Annotated in this window: 13 protein-coding genes and 5 tRNA genes; 12 read left to right on the forward strand and 6 right to left on the reverse strand. The window is 42.2% G+C overall.

Annotated elements, in window-relative coordinates; genetic code table 11:
* Positions 1–29 precede the first annotated feature (29 nt).
* The 4 genes from guaA to JKP82_RS04470 all read left to right on the forward strand — a co-directional run bounded on the left by guaA (position 30) and on the right by JKP82_RS04470 (position 6,613).
* Positions 30–1,607: a glutamine-hydrolyzing GMP synthase gene (gene guaA / locus JKP82_RS04455; RefSeq protein WP_218396010.1), complete on the forward strand. Its 1,578-nt coding sequence runs from the start codon at positions 30–32 to the stop codon at positions 1,605–1,607.
* 267 nt (positions 1,608–1,874) lie between these two features.
* On the forward strand, positions 1,875–3,797 hold the full coding sequence (locus tag JKP82_RS04460; RefSeq protein WP_218396012.1) for an acyltransferase family protein: 1,923 nt from the start codon (positions 1,875–1,877) through the stop codon (positions 3,795–3,797).
* A 194-nt stretch (positions 3,798–3,991) separates the two neighbouring features.
* Entirely contained in the window at positions 3,992–5,614 is a 1,623-nt protein-coding gene (locus JKP82_RS04465) for a methyl-accepting chemotaxis protein (protein WP_218396014.1), read from the forward strand.
* A 102-nt stretch (positions 5,615–5,716) separates the two neighbouring features.
* Positions 5,717–6,613, forward strand: coding sequence for a histone deacetylase family protein (locus JKP82_RS04470; RefSeq protein WP_218396015.1), 897 nt, complete (start codon positions 5,717–5,719; stop codon positions 6,611–6,613).
* A gap of 160 nt (positions 6,614–6,773) precedes the next feature.
* Here the strand turns inward: JKP82_RS04470 and JKP82_RS04475 are convergent, their stop codons facing one another.
* The 6 genes from JKP82_RS04475 to folD all read right to left on the reverse strand — a co-directional run bounded on the left by JKP82_RS04475 (position 6,774) and on the right by folD (position 12,814).
* On the reverse strand, positions 6,774–7,718 hold the full coding sequence (locus tag JKP82_RS04475; RefSeq protein ID WP_159532168.1) for a phospholipase A: 945 nt from the start codon (positions 7,716–7,718) through the stop codon (positions 6,774–6,776).
* 50 nt (positions 7,719–7,768) lie between these two features.
* Complete coding sequence (locus tag JKP82_RS04480; protein WP_218396017.1) at positions 7,769–8,614, reverse strand: MBL fold metallo-hydrolase; 846 nt, start codon at positions 8,612–8,614, stop codon at positions 7,769–7,771.
* 109 nt (positions 8,615–8,723) lie between these two features.
* Positions 8,724–10,388: a proline--tRNA ligase gene (locus tag JKP82_RS04485; protein WP_159532165.1), complete on the reverse strand. Its 1,665-nt coding sequence runs from the start codon at positions 10,386–10,388 to the stop codon at positions 8,724–8,726.
* A gap of 85 nt (positions 10,389–10,473) precedes the next feature.
* Entirely contained in the window at positions 10,474–11,196 is a 723-nt protein-coding gene (gene tsaA, locus JKP82_RS04490) for a tRNA (N6-threonylcarbamoyladenosine(37)-N6)-methyltransferase TrmO (RefSeq protein WP_218396018.1), read from the reverse strand.
* A 166-nt stretch (positions 11,197–11,362) separates the two neighbouring features.
* Complete coding sequence (locus tag JKP82_RS04495; RefSeq protein WP_201299270.1) at positions 11,363–11,950, reverse strand: DUF1415 domain-containing protein; 588 nt, start codon at positions 11,948–11,950, stop codon at positions 11,363–11,365.
* A 9-nt stretch (positions 11,951–11,959) separates the two neighbouring features.
* Complete coding sequence (gene folD, locus JKP82_RS04500; protein WP_159532161.1) at positions 11,960–12,814, reverse strand: bifunctional methylenetetrahydrofolate dehydrogenase/methenyltetrahydrofolate cyclohydrolase FolD; 855 nt, start codon at positions 12,812–12,814, stop codon at positions 11,960–11,962.
* Positions 12,815–13,201: 387 nt separating this feature from the next.
* On the opposite strand from folD, the gene JKP82_RS04505 reads away from it, so the two are divergent.
* The 8 genes from JKP82_RS04505 (at position 13,202) to clpX (ending at position 17,499) form a co-directional block, all read left to right on the forward strand.
* Positions 13,202–13,278, forward strand: a tRNA-Pro gene (locus JKP82_RS04505).
* Between the two features lie 25 nt (positions 13,279–13,303).
* Positions 13,304–13,380, forward strand: a tRNA-Arg gene (locus tag JKP82_RS04510).
* Between the two features lie 97 nt (positions 13,381–13,477).
* Positions 13,478–13,553, forward strand: a tRNA-His gene (locus tag JKP82_RS04515).
* 7 nt (positions 13,554–13,560) lie between these two features.
* Positions 13,561–13,645: transfer RNA gene (locus JKP82_RS04520), tRNA-Leu, on the forward strand.
* Positions 13,646–13,723: 78 nt separating this feature from the next.
* Positions 13,724–13,800, forward strand: a tRNA-Pro gene (locus JKP82_RS04525).
* 310 nt (positions 13,801–14,110) lie between these two features.
* On the forward strand, positions 14,111–15,415 hold the full coding sequence (gene tig / locus JKP82_RS04530) for a trigger factor (RefSeq protein WP_013783303.1): 1,305 nt from the start codon (positions 14,111–14,113) through the stop codon (positions 15,413–15,415).
* Between the two features lie 98 nt (positions 15,416–15,513).
* Positions 15,514–16,143 (forward strand): ATP-dependent Clp endopeptidase proteolytic subunit ClpP, encoded by a 630-nt coding sequence (clpP, locus tag JKP82_RS04535; RefSeq protein WP_159532159.1) that lies wholly within the window; start codon positions 15,514–15,516, stop codon positions 16,141–16,143.
* A 78-nt stretch (positions 16,144–16,221) separates the two neighbouring features.
* Positions 16,222–17,499: an ATP-dependent protease ATP-binding subunit ClpX gene (clpX, locus tag JKP82_RS04540; protein ID WP_057790625.1), complete on the forward strand. Its 1,278-nt coding sequence runs from the start codon at positions 16,222–16,224 to the stop codon at positions 17,497–17,499.
* Positions 17,500–17,912 lie beyond the last annotated feature (413 nt).

Here is a 17,912-nt window from a genome sequence, read left to right on the forward strand (position 1 = left end):
CTTCGTTCTATTATAAAACGGGTAAAAACATGACCACAAATATCCATGACCAACGCATTCTGATTTTAGATTTTGGTTCACAGTACACGCAGCTTATTGCGCGTCGCGTTCGTGAAATAGGCGTTTATTGTGAGCTTTGGGCTTGGGATGTGACCGAAGAGCAAATTCGAGAATTTAATCCACAAGGCATTATTTTATCGGGCGGCCCTGAGTCAGTAACAGAAGAGAACTCTCCTCGCGCCCCTGAATACGTATTCGAAGCTGGTGTGCCTGTTTTTGGTATTTGTTACGGCATGCAAACCATGGCAGCCCAACTGGGTGGCGGTGTTTTAGGCTCTGACAAACGGGAATTTGGTTATGCGCAGGTAGAAGTTATTAAACCTACGTCTTTACTTAGTCATATTGAAGATAGCATTGGCGAGAATGGCAATGCGTTACTTGATGTATGGATGAGTCACGGCGATAAAGTTGCCTCTGTACCTGCTGGGTTCGAGACTATTGCGCAAACAGCCTCTTGCCCGCACGCGGCTATGTATAACGAAGAAAAGCAGTTTTACGGTGTTCAGTTTCACCCTGAAGTGACCCACACTAAGCAAGGTATGCGTTTGTTAAGCCATTTCGTCATGGATGTGTGTAAATGCGAAAAGTTATGGACTGCCGATGCCATTATTGAAGATGCTATTGCGCGCATTCAACAAAAAGTTGGCGACGATCGCGTCATTCTAGGTTTGTCGGGGGGCGTCGATTCATCGGTTACTGCTATGCTGCTGCATCGTGCTATTGGTGAAAACCTCACCTGTGTGTTTGTAGACAATGGTTTGCTTCGTTTAAACGAAGCTGATCAAGTAATGGAGATGTTTGGTGACCATTTTGGTCTCAATATTATCCGTGTTGACGCTGAGGACCGTTTTTTAGGGCGTCTAAAGGATATTGAGGATCCAGAGCTTAAGCGTAAAGCGATTGGTAATGAATTTGTCCGAGTATTCGACGAAGAAGCTGGAAAGCTTGCCAATGCGAAATGGCTAGCTCAGGGCACTATCTACCCCGATGTTATTGAATCAGCTGGTTCCGCAACAGGTAAAGCCCACGTGATTAAGTCTCACCATAATGTTGGTGGCTTGCCAGAAGACATGGCGCTAGGTTTAGTTGAACCCTTGCGTGAGCTATTCAAAGATGAAGTACGTAAAATTGGTCTTGAACTAGGTTTACCGTATGACATGCTCTACCGTCACCCATTCCCAGGACCTGGCTTAGGTGTACGCGTGCTTGGTGAAGTGAAAAAAGAGTATTGCGACTTACTACGCCGTGCAGACGCTATTTTCATTGAAGAATTGTACAACGCTGATTTATACCAGAAAGTGAGTCAAGCCTTCACCGTTTTCTTGCCTGTACGCTCCGTGGGCGTAATGGGTGATGCCCGTAAATACGATTGGGTAGTATCACTACGCGCGGTAGAAACAATCGATTTTATGACGGCTCACTGGGCGCATTTACCTTATGACTTCTTAGGTAAAGTTTCGAATCGTATTATTAACGAAATCGATGGTATTTCCCGCGTTGTTTATGACATTTCGGGTAAGCCGCCAGCTACAATTGAGTGGGAATAAAAAAGCAATAACCTCATTATTGTGCGCTTAAAGGCGTATCTAATGTGATTTACTTTAATTGCATTGAAAGCTTATGACGCTTTGCTAAGCTCAAAAGCGCACAATTTTTGAGGGTACTTCGAAAATACCAGTGTTAATTTTTCTTACGTTACGTGAAAATAAAGTATAACTATATAACCCCTCTAAATACGTCATCTCTATTACTGCAACGGTATAGATGTTAACTGAGCAGGGGGGATAACAGATACTTTCTAAAAGGACTTTATTTTGAAATATCGCTCCGAGATTGACGGCTTAAGAGCATTGGCCGTACTACCTGTCATTCTGTTTCATGCCGGATTTAAATTCTTTGCTGGTGGTTTCGTCGGTGTCGATGTTTTCTTTGTTATCAGCGGTTATTTAATTACCTCTATTCTTATCGTGGAAATTGAGCGTGAAAAATTTAGCTTAGTGAATTTTTACGAACGGCGTGCTAGAAGAATATTACCCGCACTGGTATTTGTCATAGTGGTATGTATGCCGATTGCATGGTCGACCATGACAGTTGACAGTTTTAAAGAGTTTTCTCATAGTATTGTTGCCGTGAGCCTTTTCGCATCTAATATTCTTTTTTGGCGAGAGAGCGGCTACTTTGAAGCCGCTGCTGAAGAGAAGCCTTTGCTTCACACGTGGAGTTTGGCGGTAGAAGAGCAGTATTACCTGATATTTCCTTTACTACTTATGTTTGCATGGCGACAAGGTTTTAAAAGAGAACAGCTTTTTTTGTTGATAGCATTTATTGCTACGATGAGTTTACTGGCATGCGAGTGGGGCTATCGAAACAGTCCAAGTGCAAATTTTTATCTCGCGCCATTTCGTGGTTGGGAACTGTTAGCTGGCTCTCTAGCTGCTTTTTTAGTGCAAAAGCATGGTGTGAGATCTAACAATGTCGCGGCCTCCATCGGCCTTTTAATGGTGCTTTACGCTACTTTCTTCTTCAACAGCTTTGTGCCATTTCCTAGTTTTTATACACTGGTACCCGTAGTTGGTGTGGTGTTAATCGTTTTATTTGCTGATACGCAAACTCTAGTTGGACGTTTGCTTAGCGTTAAGTTGTGCGTAGGCGTGGGCTTAATCAGCTATTCTGCCTACCTATGGCATCAACCTATCTTCGCCTTTACCAGAATACTTTCAGTGGAAGAGCCTTCCCATGGTTTAATGTTATCCCTTAGTTTATTGACTATGTTGCTAGCCTATGGAAGTTGGAAGTATGTAGAAACACCTTTTAGATTCAAAGATAAGATAAGTCGTAAGTCAATATTCACGTACTCTTGCTTATCATTAATCGGTTTTATTGTAATTGGCGCTAGTAGTGCAATTTTTTCCACAAAACTAAACCCAGGTAATTTTAATACGCTAAATAGCTTTCAAATTTCAGAGGCATCTCGAAGCAATACCGTATTAAGAGAAGAGTCTTGGCGTTTAGTACGTCAACATAACGAAAATGAGCTGTGGTTCGATTTAGAAAAAAACTATGAAAATGCATTGATTATAGGTAACTCTCACTCCAAAGATTTGTATAACGTACTGGTACATTCAAAATACAACGGCTCGATATTTTCTTTTGCACGTTATGGGAGTGAAATTAGTGAAATCTATAAGAATTTTTCTGAGCTTTCGGATGTTCCAAATTTTAAACATGCTGATACTATAATTATAGCTTCTAGATATGACCTAGAGGATATAGCCGCCTTAAATCAGGTTATTGAAAAATTTATAGAAGCTGGGAAAGGCATTATTGTAGTCAACAATATCCACGAATTCCCTGAATACAGAACACGCAGTTGGACACTTGCAGACTTTGTTGCCTATGTAGTAAGAGATGATAAATCGTATGCCGGTGATGAGGTTCTCGCTAACCATATTAATTCAGAGTATTTCAACGCTTACAGTACTAATAAAACAACGACAAGAGTGGACTTCACAGGAAGAGTGAGAGAGATTAACGAAGCTCTCGACCTTATAGTAAAAAAATTCCCTGATGTTACGCAGCTAGATAGGATGGATTATGTTTGCAAGCCTGCTTTAAAACAGTGTTCTGGCGTCAATCAATCTTTAGAAAAGCTATTTTACGATTATGGACATCACACGTTAGCGGGAGCAAAATACTTTGGTGAAGAGGTTAGCCGTATAAATTGGTTGGAACCCTAGTTGCTAGTGCAATTTTTTATTGTCATAGAAGAAAGTTTCAAAATCTGCTTTTAGTTCTATAATTCTTGCGTATCAATGGATATGCAAAGGTATGCAGCGTAATACCTAGTTTGTAACGTTTCTGTCATTAAATTATCATCTAATGACGGAGTTTCACGATTTTCGAATTTTTATTAGACTAAAGGTTAAGCGCTGTGTTCAATTATACCAGTATCAGTCGATTGGTAATTACCCCTGTACTTGCGAGCTTATGTTTATTGGTTTTTTTAAACGCCGCATCCATCTATAAATCTTTCTCGTTGTTAAGCAGTTTCGAATCCCTAGAGCATACACTTGTTCAGGCAGAGCGTGATGTTAATGCTACCTTAAACACCTTTAAAACACAGGTTCAGGAATGGAAAAATACGCTGCTGAGGGGGCACAACGACGACGACCGGGAAAAGTACTGGTCTCGCTTTCAAAAGCGAGAAGCTGAGATAAAGCAGCAATTTAGCCAAATGCTGTCAAACCCTGTAGTGAGTGATAAAGCCAAAGCGGATATTCGAAAGTTCCAAACATCGCACGCCTATATGGCTGAAAAGTATCGAGAAGGTTATGCGGCCTTTATAGCATCGGGTTTAGACCCAAAAGTTGGAGATAGCTTCGTTCGTGGCATCGACCGAGAGCCAGCAAAACTACTTGAAAGTATTGCCGATGAAATAGCACATCAATCTGAGCTAGCCATTACTGATCTAAAGGACGGCACACGCAGGATGTTATGGCTAATTTTACTGGCTGCTATCGTGCTGTCACTGCTATCTGTAATTTATGTAATTAGTCGTCTTCGCACCCAGGTAATTAACCCTACTCGTGAAGTGGCTGCGTGCATTTCTAATTTAGCAACCAGTCAATACGATTACCCGCTGACTTATTCAAGTGGGCACGAGCTTGGCATTTTAGCTGACTCAGCCAGAGCATTACAAAGTAAGCTAAAAGATTCAGTCACTCAGTTACATCAAACCGAATTAGAAATGGAGCGTGCTTTCGTAACCCTTGGCGATGTAGGGCAATCAATAATGGATGGCGCAGTAGAGCAGCGCGATGCATCACTATCGCTAGATGCCACCACTGATAAATTAAAAGGTATAGTTCAGAACTTGGTCGCGATTACCGACCAAGTAGCAGTGGCAACCAAAAACTCAGAAGAGAACATTGCGACTTGCTATTCGACTTTTGAGCGCGCTAATACTGGGTTTAAGCAACTGGCAAAAACGGTAACAGAATCGAGTGATATTGTAAGCGACCTGCAAAGCCGCAGCAAAAACATTCTTAAAGTGGTTAACGTTATCAATGAAATTGCCGACCAAACCAATTTATTGGCGCTCAATGCTGCAATTGAAGCTGCTAGGGCAGGAGAACATGGTAGAGGCTTCGCGGTGGTGGCAGATGAAGTTCGGGCGTTAGCAGCTAAAACACAGCAATCAACGAAAGAAATAAACAATATTCTTAGCAGTTTTGAAGCAGAAGCCCGTGGAGCCGTTCTGGCCATGGAAGAAGGTAAACAGCTTTCAGACAGCAATGCGACTGAAGCTGCTACTGCATTGCAAACCTTAAATAATGTGGTTGAGGATATTAAAGAAACGGCGAGTGTAGTGGTTGCCCTTAATGAAGCCGCAGACGAGCAAGAGGCAGTGTTGTCTCAGGTGGAAAGTATTATTGCGAACGTAGTGGCATCGTCCGACCGGTATCATAAATTGGCACAACGTGATGACATGGCAGAGTCGATGAAGAGTATGTCTGTCAATGTGGAAAAAGTGGTGAACAGTTTAACCCGCTAATACATGATAGTGCGTATAATGAAACGGAGCTCAATGCTCCGTTTTTTTATGAACCCAAGGTAATATCCACTACAAATAATACAAGGTAGCGACTGAGACGTTATGATCCCACTGGTATTTCACCCTATTTATAGCCAACTCAGCTTACCTGAACGCCATCGCTTCCCTATCGATAAATACCAAGGTATTCGAAATGCATTATCGTCTCACGGTGTTGCTGATAGTGTATTTCACACACCTTCACCGTTAGCGATAACGGAATTGGAGTCTCACTTTGATAAAGTCTATGTTCAGCAGTTAACCGGCGGCACACTAGATAAAAAAGCCATGCGTCGTATTGGCTTTCCTTGGTCGGATCAACTAATCGAACGCACCCTTACGGCAGTGTCAGGTACATGTTTAACTGCTGAATTGGCGATAAAACACGGGAAAGCGTTAAATTTAACCGGTGGCTACCATCACGCATTCTCAGATTTTGGGTCAGGATTTTGCTTATTTAACGATTTATTTCTTGCCGCAAAAACCATGCAAAAATCTAGCGGTATAGACAATGTATTAATTATCGACTTCGACGTCCATCAAGGGGATGGTACGGCTAAGCTAGCTCAATACGACAATAGTATTTTCACCGTGTCAGTTCATGGTGAGAAAAACTTCCCTTATCGAAAGCAACATTCAAACATCGATATAGGCATGGCGAAGGGCTGTGAAGACGACGAATATTTAAACACAGTGCAAGAAACACTCGCCATGGTTGCCATGCAATTTCAAGCAGACGCCATTATTTATGATGCTGGCGTAGATATTCATGTTAATGACGACTTGGGCTTATTAAACATCACAACCGAAGGCGTTAGCGCCCGAGATGATATGGTTTTTGCGTTCGCTGAACGTATGGGTATACCCATCGCAGCGGTCATCGGTGGCGGGTATCAGCGTGACATAGATGCGTTAGTAGATGTTCATCTTCAATTGTACAAAGCGGCTGGAGTCATGTGAAAAAGCAGAAATTAAGGATAAGTTAAATAGCCGTTTAGCAAAAAAGCTATAGTGGTGAGAGCCATATAAGAAAGGTAATCAGGTAAGCTGGAAAATGCATTAACGTACGGTGTTACTAAATAAGAGGCCTATAAGACAAGGCCTCTTATTAATTAAATGCTTATAGGAAAAGTAGCTGAAAGCCTAGTCCTACTCGTTCTTGAGAGCGGTTGTAATCAATGAGTGAGTCGCCGTAGCCGTTAAAATATTGAAACAGTAACTCATAACGGTCGGTGAGCGGATAGGTTAAATCAAGCTGAATGCTACCTCGGTTATTCCCTAAGTTAAGGTTATTGCGAAGCAATGCCATCACTTTGAAATTACCAAGCTTGCGCCCATAACCGAATTCCATACGGCCATAATAGTTTTCGATATCTGGGTTATCATCTCCGGTAGGATCAAGCGGGTCTGCTTTGTCGTCTTCAGGAATACGATACCAAGTTTTTAAATAATAAATATCGTCTTGGTCACTAAACACAACAGAGGCGAAAATACGGTTCCAACTTCTAGAGCTAAGGCCACTCTGTCCATTAGACATATGGTTAAACCCTAATTGAAAGGTATTAAATTTATACCCTAAAACCGAGTAGTCTGCCGTTTCTTGCCAAAATATCTCTGGCTCATAATTGGTTTCTCTAAAGGGTTTAGACACTTCGCTATTATATAGCTGCCAAAATGAGGTAAGGGTAAAACCGAGGTAAATGCCATCAAACCCAGTGTCTTCCAAATAAAGAGGCAGCTTTACACTAACCTGAAACTTGGCTTCTTTTTTATCGACATTGTCTTCTGTGAGCTCTTGATTACCGTTTGAGTTCGGATTGGTAATGTAAGTCATAGGAAGAAAATAGTTTTGTCTATGCTGAGTAATTGCAAAAACGTTATCAATTGCTTCCTTATCACCTTCCATACGATTATCGAGCGCACTTTCAGAAGTGGTATCTCGTTTAATGATATCAATGACTTCAATATCACTCTCTTGCTCGTCTTGCGCATTTTCTTGGGCAAGGGCATTTATGCTGCACAGACTGACTGCAGCCAATATTAAAAATGGCTTAAACACTGACACTGGTGGTGTTCTCCGTTGGGTAAGTCGTTGTTGTTTTTTGCTACATTATTTTAATTAGTGAATTCCAGTGACTGGCCTTCCGTTGATGCAAATATTTTCAGGTTCGACTCTGCAATAGTGATGTAATCCATGCAGTGTTCAACCACCTTATCAATATCCTCATCTGTGCGATCTGGATCATGGCTATATAGCGCTAATTGTTTTGCATTGCATGCGATGGCGAGCTTTACAGCTTCTTCAGCAATCGAATGACCCCACCCAGTTTTAGCCGGCATATCGGACATCATATATTGTGCATCATGAATAACAACGTCCGCGTTTCTAGCAAAATCAACAAATGTTAAAAAGTCCGTTTCTTTTTTATAGGGTGGGTAGAGTTCGTTGTCAGTAATGTAGGCGATTTTAATGCCTCTTTCTTCAATACTATAAGCGCTACCCTTGCCAGGGTGATTAATAGGTATTCTGCGAATGATGGCAGAACCGATTTCCCAAATATCTTGCTCGGGCGGGATAATGGTTAAATGAAGCTTAGACGGTAACGCACTGATAGGGACAGGGAACGATGAGCCTTCCATTTGTTTTAAGATTTGATCGTACTCGGGCAAGGTCGTTTGCCCAGGATAAATATAAATTTCCCTGTCTTTTTGAAAGATAGGGCTAAAGAATGGAAAACCTTGTATGTGATCCCAGTGGTTATGGCTGAGCAATAAGTGAATAGGGGTATCTTTTCTGCGAAGATTGTTCCCCAACAGTCTGATACCCGTTCCCGAATCAAGCACAATATCTGTGCCATCGGTTAATTCGATATGAACGCATGCGGTATTGCCACCATAGCGTGCATAGGCCTCTCCAGGAGTAGGAATAGAGCCCCTCACGCCGTAAAATGTTAACCGCATATGTTCACCGTTTTTATTCTTTTAGCTAACCACAATTGCTGTTATTGCAAAGCGCTATACAAGGTCAAATGCAAAATTACTAATATTTATCTTTCAATAATAGACAATGTTAAAGACTAACAACAAAGTCTTTAGCCGAATCTAAATCTAATAATTGCTTTTCACCTGTGCGGCGGTTTTTATACTCAATTTGTTGATTGTCGAGGTTTCTTTCGCCAATAACAATACTGTGAGGTATGCCAATTAATTCCATGTCATTAAACATTACACCAGGGCGTTCTTTGCGGTCGTCAAATAATACGTCTATACCCAACGCAATCAGTTGTTCGTATAGTGCCTCAGCCGCTTCTTTAATACGGTGAGATTTATGCATGTTCATTGGAATAAGTGCAATTTTAAATGGCGCGATAGGATCAGGCCACATGATGCCGTATTTATCATGGTTTTGTTCAATAGCCGCCGCAACAATACGTGAAACACCAATTCCATAACACCCCATGGTAAGTGTTTGATGTTTACCCGTTTCGCTTAGTACACCACAATTCATCGCTTCTGAGTATTTGCTACCCAGTTGGAAAATATGGCCCACTTCAATTCCGCGCTTTATTTCAATGGTACCATTGCCGTCTGGCGAAGCATCACCAGCCACAATGTTACGTAAATCTGCTGTTTTTAAATCGACAGTCCAATTTGCATTTTTCGTGATTTGGCCATTTTCGCCTGCACCACAAGCAAAATCAGCAAGTGCTGCGGCACTAAAGTCGACATGCATTGGCAACGTAATATCATTAGGGTTAACGAAAGCAGGATGAGCGCCTAAGATTTCAGTGGCTTTTTCTTCACTTGCTATAACAAGCGGACTAGCTACGCCAGTGACTTTTTCCGCTTTAACATCGTTAAGCTCATGTTCTGCGCGCACTACTAATACAACCCACTGTTCAGTTGTGCTCTCTTCTTCCGTTTCGCCTTTAACAACATAAATGCTAAGTGCGCTATCTGAAGCTTTACCACTTACGACTTCTGCTGCTGCGCCTGAAGCTTGTTGTTTTTCTGGCATTGCCGTAGCCGCCATTTCAACGTTTGCGGCGTAGTCGCTGTCGCTTGCAAAGGCAATGGCATCTTCACCAGACTCGGCAAGTACGTGGAACTCATGAGAATGGTTTCCACCAATTGAGCCTGAGTCGGCAATAACTGCTCGGAAATCTAAGCCCATGCGATTAAAGATATTTCCATAGGCTTCATACATTGTTTGGTAAGTTTTATCTAAACACGTATCGTCTAAATGAAAGCTGTAAGCATCTTTCATGGTGAATTCACGACCACGCATAATGCCAAAACGAGGACGTACTTCATCACGGAATTTAGTTTGAATTTGATAAAGATTAATTGGCAGTTGTTTGTAACTACTGATTTCGTTTCTAACTAATGATGTGATTACTTCTTCATGTGTAGGACCTAGCACAAAGTCTCGCTGGTGGCGGTCTTTAATGCGCAGTAACTCTGGGCCATATTCTTCCCAACGGCCAGACTCTTCCCACAAATCAGCAGGTTGGACTACTGGCATTAACACTTCTACACCGCCCGCTTTGTTCATTTCTTCACGAACGATGTTTGCCACTTTATTCAGTACGCGAAGCCCAGTTGGCAACCACGTATAAAGGCCTGAAGCCAGTTTTCTTATCATACCAGCACGTAACATTAACTGGTGGCTGATAACCTCTGCATCGGCCGGAGTTTCTTTCTGCGTGGCAAGTAAATATTGACTAGTGCGCATTCGAAGCGGTCTTCCTATAACTATGAAAAATACAATTGAGCGTATTCTAATTAACTGTGAGCAATAGTGCTACAACCACGTGCGACTAAAGCGTGTTAATCCCTATGACTTCAACCACACTATTTTTCACTGTGAAGGCAAAGTCATAATTATACAGTGCAGTATGGTAGGTCTTTTCATCACTTAATAGTTTATGACGATAAGCGGGGCGGGGGTCTTGAGCCAGCACGGCTGTTAGTAGTGTGGGTAGATCCGGGTGCTGCGATGCGGCTTCGTTCAACATGTTTTGCACGAGAGGGTTAATGGTTACCTCTAAGTTGGGTATGGGGGCTGCGTGATTCAGTTCTGCCATGCTATCCGATGCATGGGGGGGCGCATCTGCGTAGGGTAAATAAGGCTTAATATCGATAATTGGGGTGCCATCTAACAAATCTACTCCTTCGACATGCAAAATGAGTTCGTCATTAATGGCTTCGTAACCTAAATTCTTTACTGCAGACATGCCTATGCCATTGGGGCGGTGTGTACTTCTTGAAGCAAATACCCCAAGTGTTGCATTGCCGCCCAAGCGAGGGGCTTTAACAGTTGGTTTCCACCCCTTATCTATATTTTCGTGGAAAACGAATAGCAGCCACACATGGCTGAATACTTCCAACCCTTTAAAAACTCGAGGGTCATTAAATTCAGGCGCTAAAACGACTTGGCCTTTTGCCTTTGCTAAGTTGGGCTGTCGGGGAATTGCAAACTTTTGTTTAAACGGTGTCTTTATATGGCCGATGGGAGAAAGGAGAAACTGACACTGGTTCATTTGTGCAACGCGCTATTTGTAAAGTGAACTGTCATAAAATTCTCACATAGTTAAGGTAGAGTTCGGTTGCAAGTTTAAACGCTTGTACCAATTGCGGACACTTGGGGCAGCCGTATTTGGTTTCCCTGGACCCAATATATTTTTGGCCTGTTTTTACAGGCCGTTTTTATTTTGGCGTTTTAGAATTCAGTGAGTGTGTTTTCTTCGACGCTTCATCTCGCATTTCATTTAGTGCTTTTTCAAAGTAAGGGCACCCCAATTCATTGGCTTTGGCAATATTGTGAGTGTAAATTTTCTCTGCATCATCTTCGTTTTTCATATAGCGGGCAATATCTCGCTCGCGAATTAAATGCAGTAGAGGGTAGGGAGAGCGGTTGGTATAATTCGCTACGCTGTCTTTAGCTTCACCATCAAATTGATAGTCTGGGTGAAAACTGGCGAGTTGATAAACGCCACTGTACCCCCAATCAGATAGCATACGATCACATATCGCTAATACATCTAGGTAGTCGTCAAAGGAAGCTGTAGATGATGAAGGTGCGATGATAAGGGTAGTGGCAATATCGTCTTTCTCGTCTAATCGTTTACACTCATCGAAAAGCGAGGCAATAACATCGCCTGAATTCCCATTAACCACGACGCAGTGAATTTGGCCCGGTTGGCGTACAAAACCCGCAAAGGGGCAAAAGTTGTGGTTGATGACAATGTCATCAACCCAACGCATAGTGGCTTCTATAAGATGTGTATCGTTCACGATTTCAACTTAAGAGTGGTATTTTACGTAAGCTTCTAGGGTGTTTTCTATTAAGCTGGCCACTGTCATTGGGCCCACACCGCCAGGCACAGGGGTAATCCATCCAGCACGTTGTTTAGCAGGCTCAAAATCTACGTCGCCAACTAACGAACCGTCACTCACACGGTTAATACCTACATCAATAACAATAGCACCATGCTTAATCCAGTCACCAGGAATAAAGTTTGGTTTACCTACCGCGACCACAAGAAGGTCTGCACGACTTACATGAGCTTTTAAATCTTGTGTGAATTTATGACAGGTAGTAACAGTGCAACCGGCAAGTAAAAGCTCTAAGCTCATTGGTCGGCCTACGATGTTTGATGCACCCACGATAACTGCATCTAACCCTTTAACGGGGCGCTTAGTGGCCTCAATCATGGTCATGATACCTTTCGGAGTACACGGGCGAAGCGCGGGGATACGTTGTGCCAATCTTCCTATGTTATAAGGATGAAAGCCATCTACATCTTTATGCGGGTGAATGCGCTCTAACACTTTTTCTGCATTTAAACCGGCGGGTAGGGGCAGCTGTACTAAGATACCGTCTATTTCTTTGTCGTCATTTAATTGATCAACAAGTGCTAACAGTTCGCTTTCTGTTGTATCAGCGGGTAAATCAAAGGAACGAGATACAAAGCCAACTTCATCACACGCTTTACGCTTGTTAGAAACATAGACTTGAGAGGCAGCATCGCTACCGACTAACACAACGGCTAATCCAGGTTGACGTTTCTTTGCATCAATAAGTGAATCGACATAGGAAGCAACATGCTGGCGTACTTGTTTGGCAATTAATTTGCCGTCAATTAAATGAGCTGTCATAGAAGTGATTATAATGTGTGGTCATTAAGTGCTAATTATTGTTTCATAAAACAGCATGTGGCGACCAGTAGAAACACACAAATAGTGTAAATCGCAAAAAATTTTGAATAAATGGCAACTACATAAGGTAAATTTCGATAAATAATGAAATTGTTTATCGTAGGGACATAAGTGTTCTACCTCTAGGTTTGTATTTAATGGTCGGTCTATTGGATAGAATCAGTTTGAAAAATACCCAAAGTGCTCAAAAAAGCACATTTATGCGCGGTTTGTGAGCGGTTGAATATTTTATTTAAAAAAGTGTTTGACGAGGTGGGGTCTTGTCAGTAATATTCGCACCCCGTAACGGCACAGACGCAAATTGCTTCAAACGTATCGTTACACAGTCGGTGAGTGGCGCAGCTTGGTAGCGCACTTGTTTTGGGTACAAGGGGTCGTAGGTTCAAATCCTATCTCACCGACCATTTTTTGCAAGCGAAGATTCGCCGAGCGTCCGTAGCTCAGCTGGATAGAGCAACGGCCTTCTAAGCCGTGGGTCGCAGGTTCGAATCCTGCCGGACGCGCCATGCGAGTCAGGTAGGACCTGATTCGGATTAGTCGAATCTTTAAAGGTAAACATGTACTATCAATTCAACATGTTTATTTATTGCAAGCACCTCAGTGGTGGGCGTAGCTCAGTTGGTAGAGCCCCGGATTGTGATTCCGGTTGTCGTGGGTTCGAGCCCCATCGTCCACCCCACTTTTTCGCGGGAGTGGTGGAATTGGTAGACACGCTGGATTTAGGTTCCAGTGCTTCACGGCGTGAGAGTTCAAGTCTCTCCTTCCGCACCATGTTTTAGGCTTTTTTCACAAAAGCTGTTTAAAGCGCTGTTGTAAGTGCTTTTTAAGTGTTTTGTTAAGTATTATTGTCGGTGAGTGGCGCAGCTTGGTAGCGCACTTGTTTTGGGTACAAGGGGTCGTAGGTTCAAATCCTATCTCACCGACCATTTACTCTATCCTCGTTATATTTTCCTTATTAATTTCCTTATTTCTATCCGTTTGCACACTTATCATTCAAAAGCGTGTTACAAACTTGTGTTTCCCTCTCGACTCTCGTTCTCTGCGACTGTATACTACGGCGTCTTTTTTTAACTCGTATGTTTGTAACAAATACGCGATTAACACAGTATTGTGTGGTGTTTTGTTAGTGCAAACGTCGGAAACGACCTCTACCCCGGTGTGATATGCCATTTAGGCACGACGGGAGAGGGGATTGAGAACAAAGCGCTTAAATAGGCGTAAAGTTGAGGTAATATAATGCAAGTTTCAGTCGAGACGACCCAGGGTTTAGAACGCCGTCTTACTATCACCGTTCCAGCTGACGCTATTGATTCAGCTGTTAAATCTCGCCTACAGCAATTGGCGAAAACGCAACGAATCAACGGTTTCCGCCCAGGCAAGGTACCAGTAAGCGTAATCAAAAAGCGTTTCGGCCAAGCAGTGCGTCAAGAAATTGCTGGTGATGTAATGCAGCAAAACTTCTATCAGGCTATCGTTCAAGAAAAAATTCAACCAGCTGGTATGCCTAATTTCGAATTGACTAAAGATGAAGATGGTCAGGATTTGGAATTTGTTGCTTCTTTTGAAGTGTATCCAGAAGTAGAAGTTAAAGGCATCAACGATATTGAAATCGAAAAGCCAGTAGTAGAAATTACTGACGAAGATCTTGATAACATGATGGTAACGCTACAGAAGCAGCACGCTTCTTGGAAAGAAGTTAAACGTAAAGCGAAGAAAGACGATAAAGTTGTTATCGATTTCGTTGGCTCTATCGACGGTGAAGAATTTGAAGGCGGAAAAGCTGAAGATTTCGAACTTGAACTAGGTCAAGATCGCATGATCCCAGGTTTCGAAAAGCCACTAGTTGGCGCGAAAGCGGGCGAAGAAGTAACAGTAGAAGTTGCTTTCCCTGAGGATTACCACGCAGAAAACCTTAAAGGTAAAGACGCGGTATTCCAAGTAACAGTGAAAAAAGTAGAAGGCCAGTCACTTCCTAAAGTTGACGAAGAGTTTGCTACTTTGTTCGGTGTTCAGGAAGGTGGTGTTGACGCGCTTAAAGCTGAAGTTCGTAAGAACATGCAGCGCGAGCTAGATCAAACACTTAAAACTCAGGTTAAAGAAGACGTTATTGCTAAATTGGTTGACGCTAATGAGCTTGATATTCCTCAAGCACTTATCGACCAAGAAGTTAATGCTTTACGTGAACAAGCTAAACAGCGTTTCAGCCAACAGGGCGGTGGTCAAAACCTTCCTGAGTTGCCTGCTGAATTATTTACTGATAATGCCAAGCGTCGTGTTTCAATTGGGCTATTATTAGGTGAAGTAATTAAGCAAAACGAACTTAAAGCTGACGAAGCAAAAGTAAACGAGATGATCGAAACTGCTGCTTCAGCGTATGAAGACCCTCAAGAAGTTGTAGAATACTACAACAACAACCAAGAGCTTATGCAGCAAATGCAAAATGTTGCATTAGAAGAGCAGGCGGTTGAGTGGGTACTTGAGCAAGCTAAAGTTACCGAAGTAACTAAAGCTTTTGACGAGGTTATGAACAAACAGGCGTAATTTTTTACTGTCTGATTGACTTCACCTGTCAGCAACTGCTTAAATGCTCGGAGCCTTCCGAGCATTTTTGTTTTTAACGCTAGATAATCAAGGTAGCTATGACTAATACCCCATTTGATCCAATGAATGCACTTGTTCCAATGGTAGTTGAACAAACTTCCAAAGGTGAACGTTCGTACGACATCTATTCTCGTCTACTAAAAGAAAATGTTATTTTCTTAGTAGGGCAGGTAGAAGACCACATGGCCAACCTGATTGTGGCTCAAATGCTATTTTTGGAAGCTGAAAATCCAGAAAAAGACATTTTTCTTTATATCAATTCACCTGGTGGTTCTGTAACTGCGGGTATGGCAATTTATGACACCATGAATTTCATCAAGCCAGACGTAAGCACGGTATGTGTAGGTCAAGCGGCTAGCATGGGTGCATTTTTGTTGTCTGGTGGTGCTAAAGGTAAGCGTTACTGTTTACCAAACTCTCGTGTGATGATTCACCAACCTTTAGGTGGTTTCCAAGGTCAAGCATCAGATTTTGAAATTCATGCGAAAGAAATCCTGTCTATTAAAGAGAAGTTGAACCGCCTAATGGCGCAACACACGGGACAAGATTACGAGAAAGTTGCCCACGATACTGATCGTGACAACTTCCTTAGTGCAACTGAAGCCAAAGAATACGGCTTGATCGACCAAGTTATGACAAATCGATCTGACGCGGCTGTAACTAAGTAGTATAGTTATATATAGTAGACCTGAACTAGTGCTAGGCACGATTTGGTTTTCGGTTCAGGCAAGGCAGAGGCAATTGTAATGAGTGATAAACAAAGCGGTGACGGTGATAACAAGTTACTGTACTGCTCGTTTTGTGGCAAAAGCCAACACGAAGTAAGAAAGTTAATAGCAGGCCCGTCGGTGTTTATTTGCGACGAGTGTGTTGAGTTATGTAACGATATCATTCGCGAAGAAATCAAGGAAATCGCGCCTAAGCAAAAGCAGGATGCTTTACCAAAGCCAAATGAAATCCATGCACACTTAGATGACTACGTTATTGGTCAAGAGCATGCCAAAAAAGTATTGTCTGTAGCGGTATATAACCACTACAAACGTTTACGTAATGGTGATGTGCACGATGGTGTGGAACTTGGTAAAAGTAACATCCTACTTATCGGGCCAACGGGTAGTGGTAAAACATTACTAGCGGAAACCCTTGCACGTTTGCTAGACGTTCCGTTCACAATGGCAGATGCAACCACATTAACCGAAGCTGGTTATGTGGGTGAGGATGTTGAAAACATCATTCAAAAGCTTCTGCAAAAATGTGATTACGATGTAGAAAAAGCCCAACGCGGTATTGTTTACATTGATGAAATTGATAAAATTTCGCGTAAATCAGATAACCCATCTATTACCCGTGATGTATCGGGTGAAGGTGTACAGCAAGCATTGCTTAAGCTTATTGAAGGTACTGTTGCTTCCGTTCCTCCGCAAGGTGGCCGTAAGCATCCACAGCAAGAATTTTTGCAGGTAGATACCTCTAAGATTCTCTTTATCTGTGGTGGTGCGTTCGCAGGACTTGATAAGGTTATTGAACAACGTGCACAAAAGGGCACGGGTATTGGATTCGGTGCGGCTGTTAAGTCTAAATCTGAAAACACCGCGCAAATAAGCGAGTTGTTCAAGCAAGTAGAGCCACAAGACTTGGTTAAATACGGATTAATTCCTGAATTTATCGGTCGTCTACCTGTGGTGACTAGCCTTGAAGAATTGAATGAAGAAGCCTTGATTCAAATTCTTAAAGAGCCTAAGAATGCGATTACGAAGCAGTACTCAGCATTATTTGATATGGAAGATGTGGAACTTGAGTTCCGTGACGACGCACTGCATGCTATCGCTAAAAAGGCGATGGATCGTAAAACTGGTGCCCGTGGTCTTCGTTCAATTGTTGAAGCAGTTCTGCTTGATACCATGTACGAATTACCGTCTGCGGTAGACGTAAGCAAAGTAGTTATTGATGAAACCGTCATTCGCGGCGAATCAAAACCTATTTTAATTTACGACAACACAGATAAAAAAGCAGCTTCTGAGTAGGCCGTTTTACTTTCTAAAAAAGGTCCTTCGGGGCCTTTTTTGTTTTCTAGCAGCACATAAATATTTTCTGCGTTAGGTTTTGTTAACCTCGAGCTTACTTTCACCCCTAACCCACCCTTAACCTCAGTATTCGAGATCATTCACTTCAAAGCCATAAAAATAATACTCAAATATTACGCTTTTCTGTATGGCTAAAATTAGCGTTTTTCGCCTTTCAAAAAACAACTTGCTGGTTATTTAAGCAAACAAACCCGTTTAACCTATCCTTTCTGATAGATTCGGCAACAAACTATTGCCATACGGTCTAAAATCGATAATGGTAAAGAAAAGCAGGGAAAGCAGCGAATTTACGTACATTAAGAATGTTTTATTTGAACTTTGCGCTAGCATCCCCATATCAATCGACAATGCTA

The sequence above is a fragment of the Alteromonas lipotrueae genome, assembly GCF_019249215.1.
Taxonomy (GTDB): domain Bacteria; phylum Pseudomonadota; class Gammaproteobacteria; order Enterobacterales; family Alteromonadaceae; genus Alteromonas; species Alteromonas lipotrueae.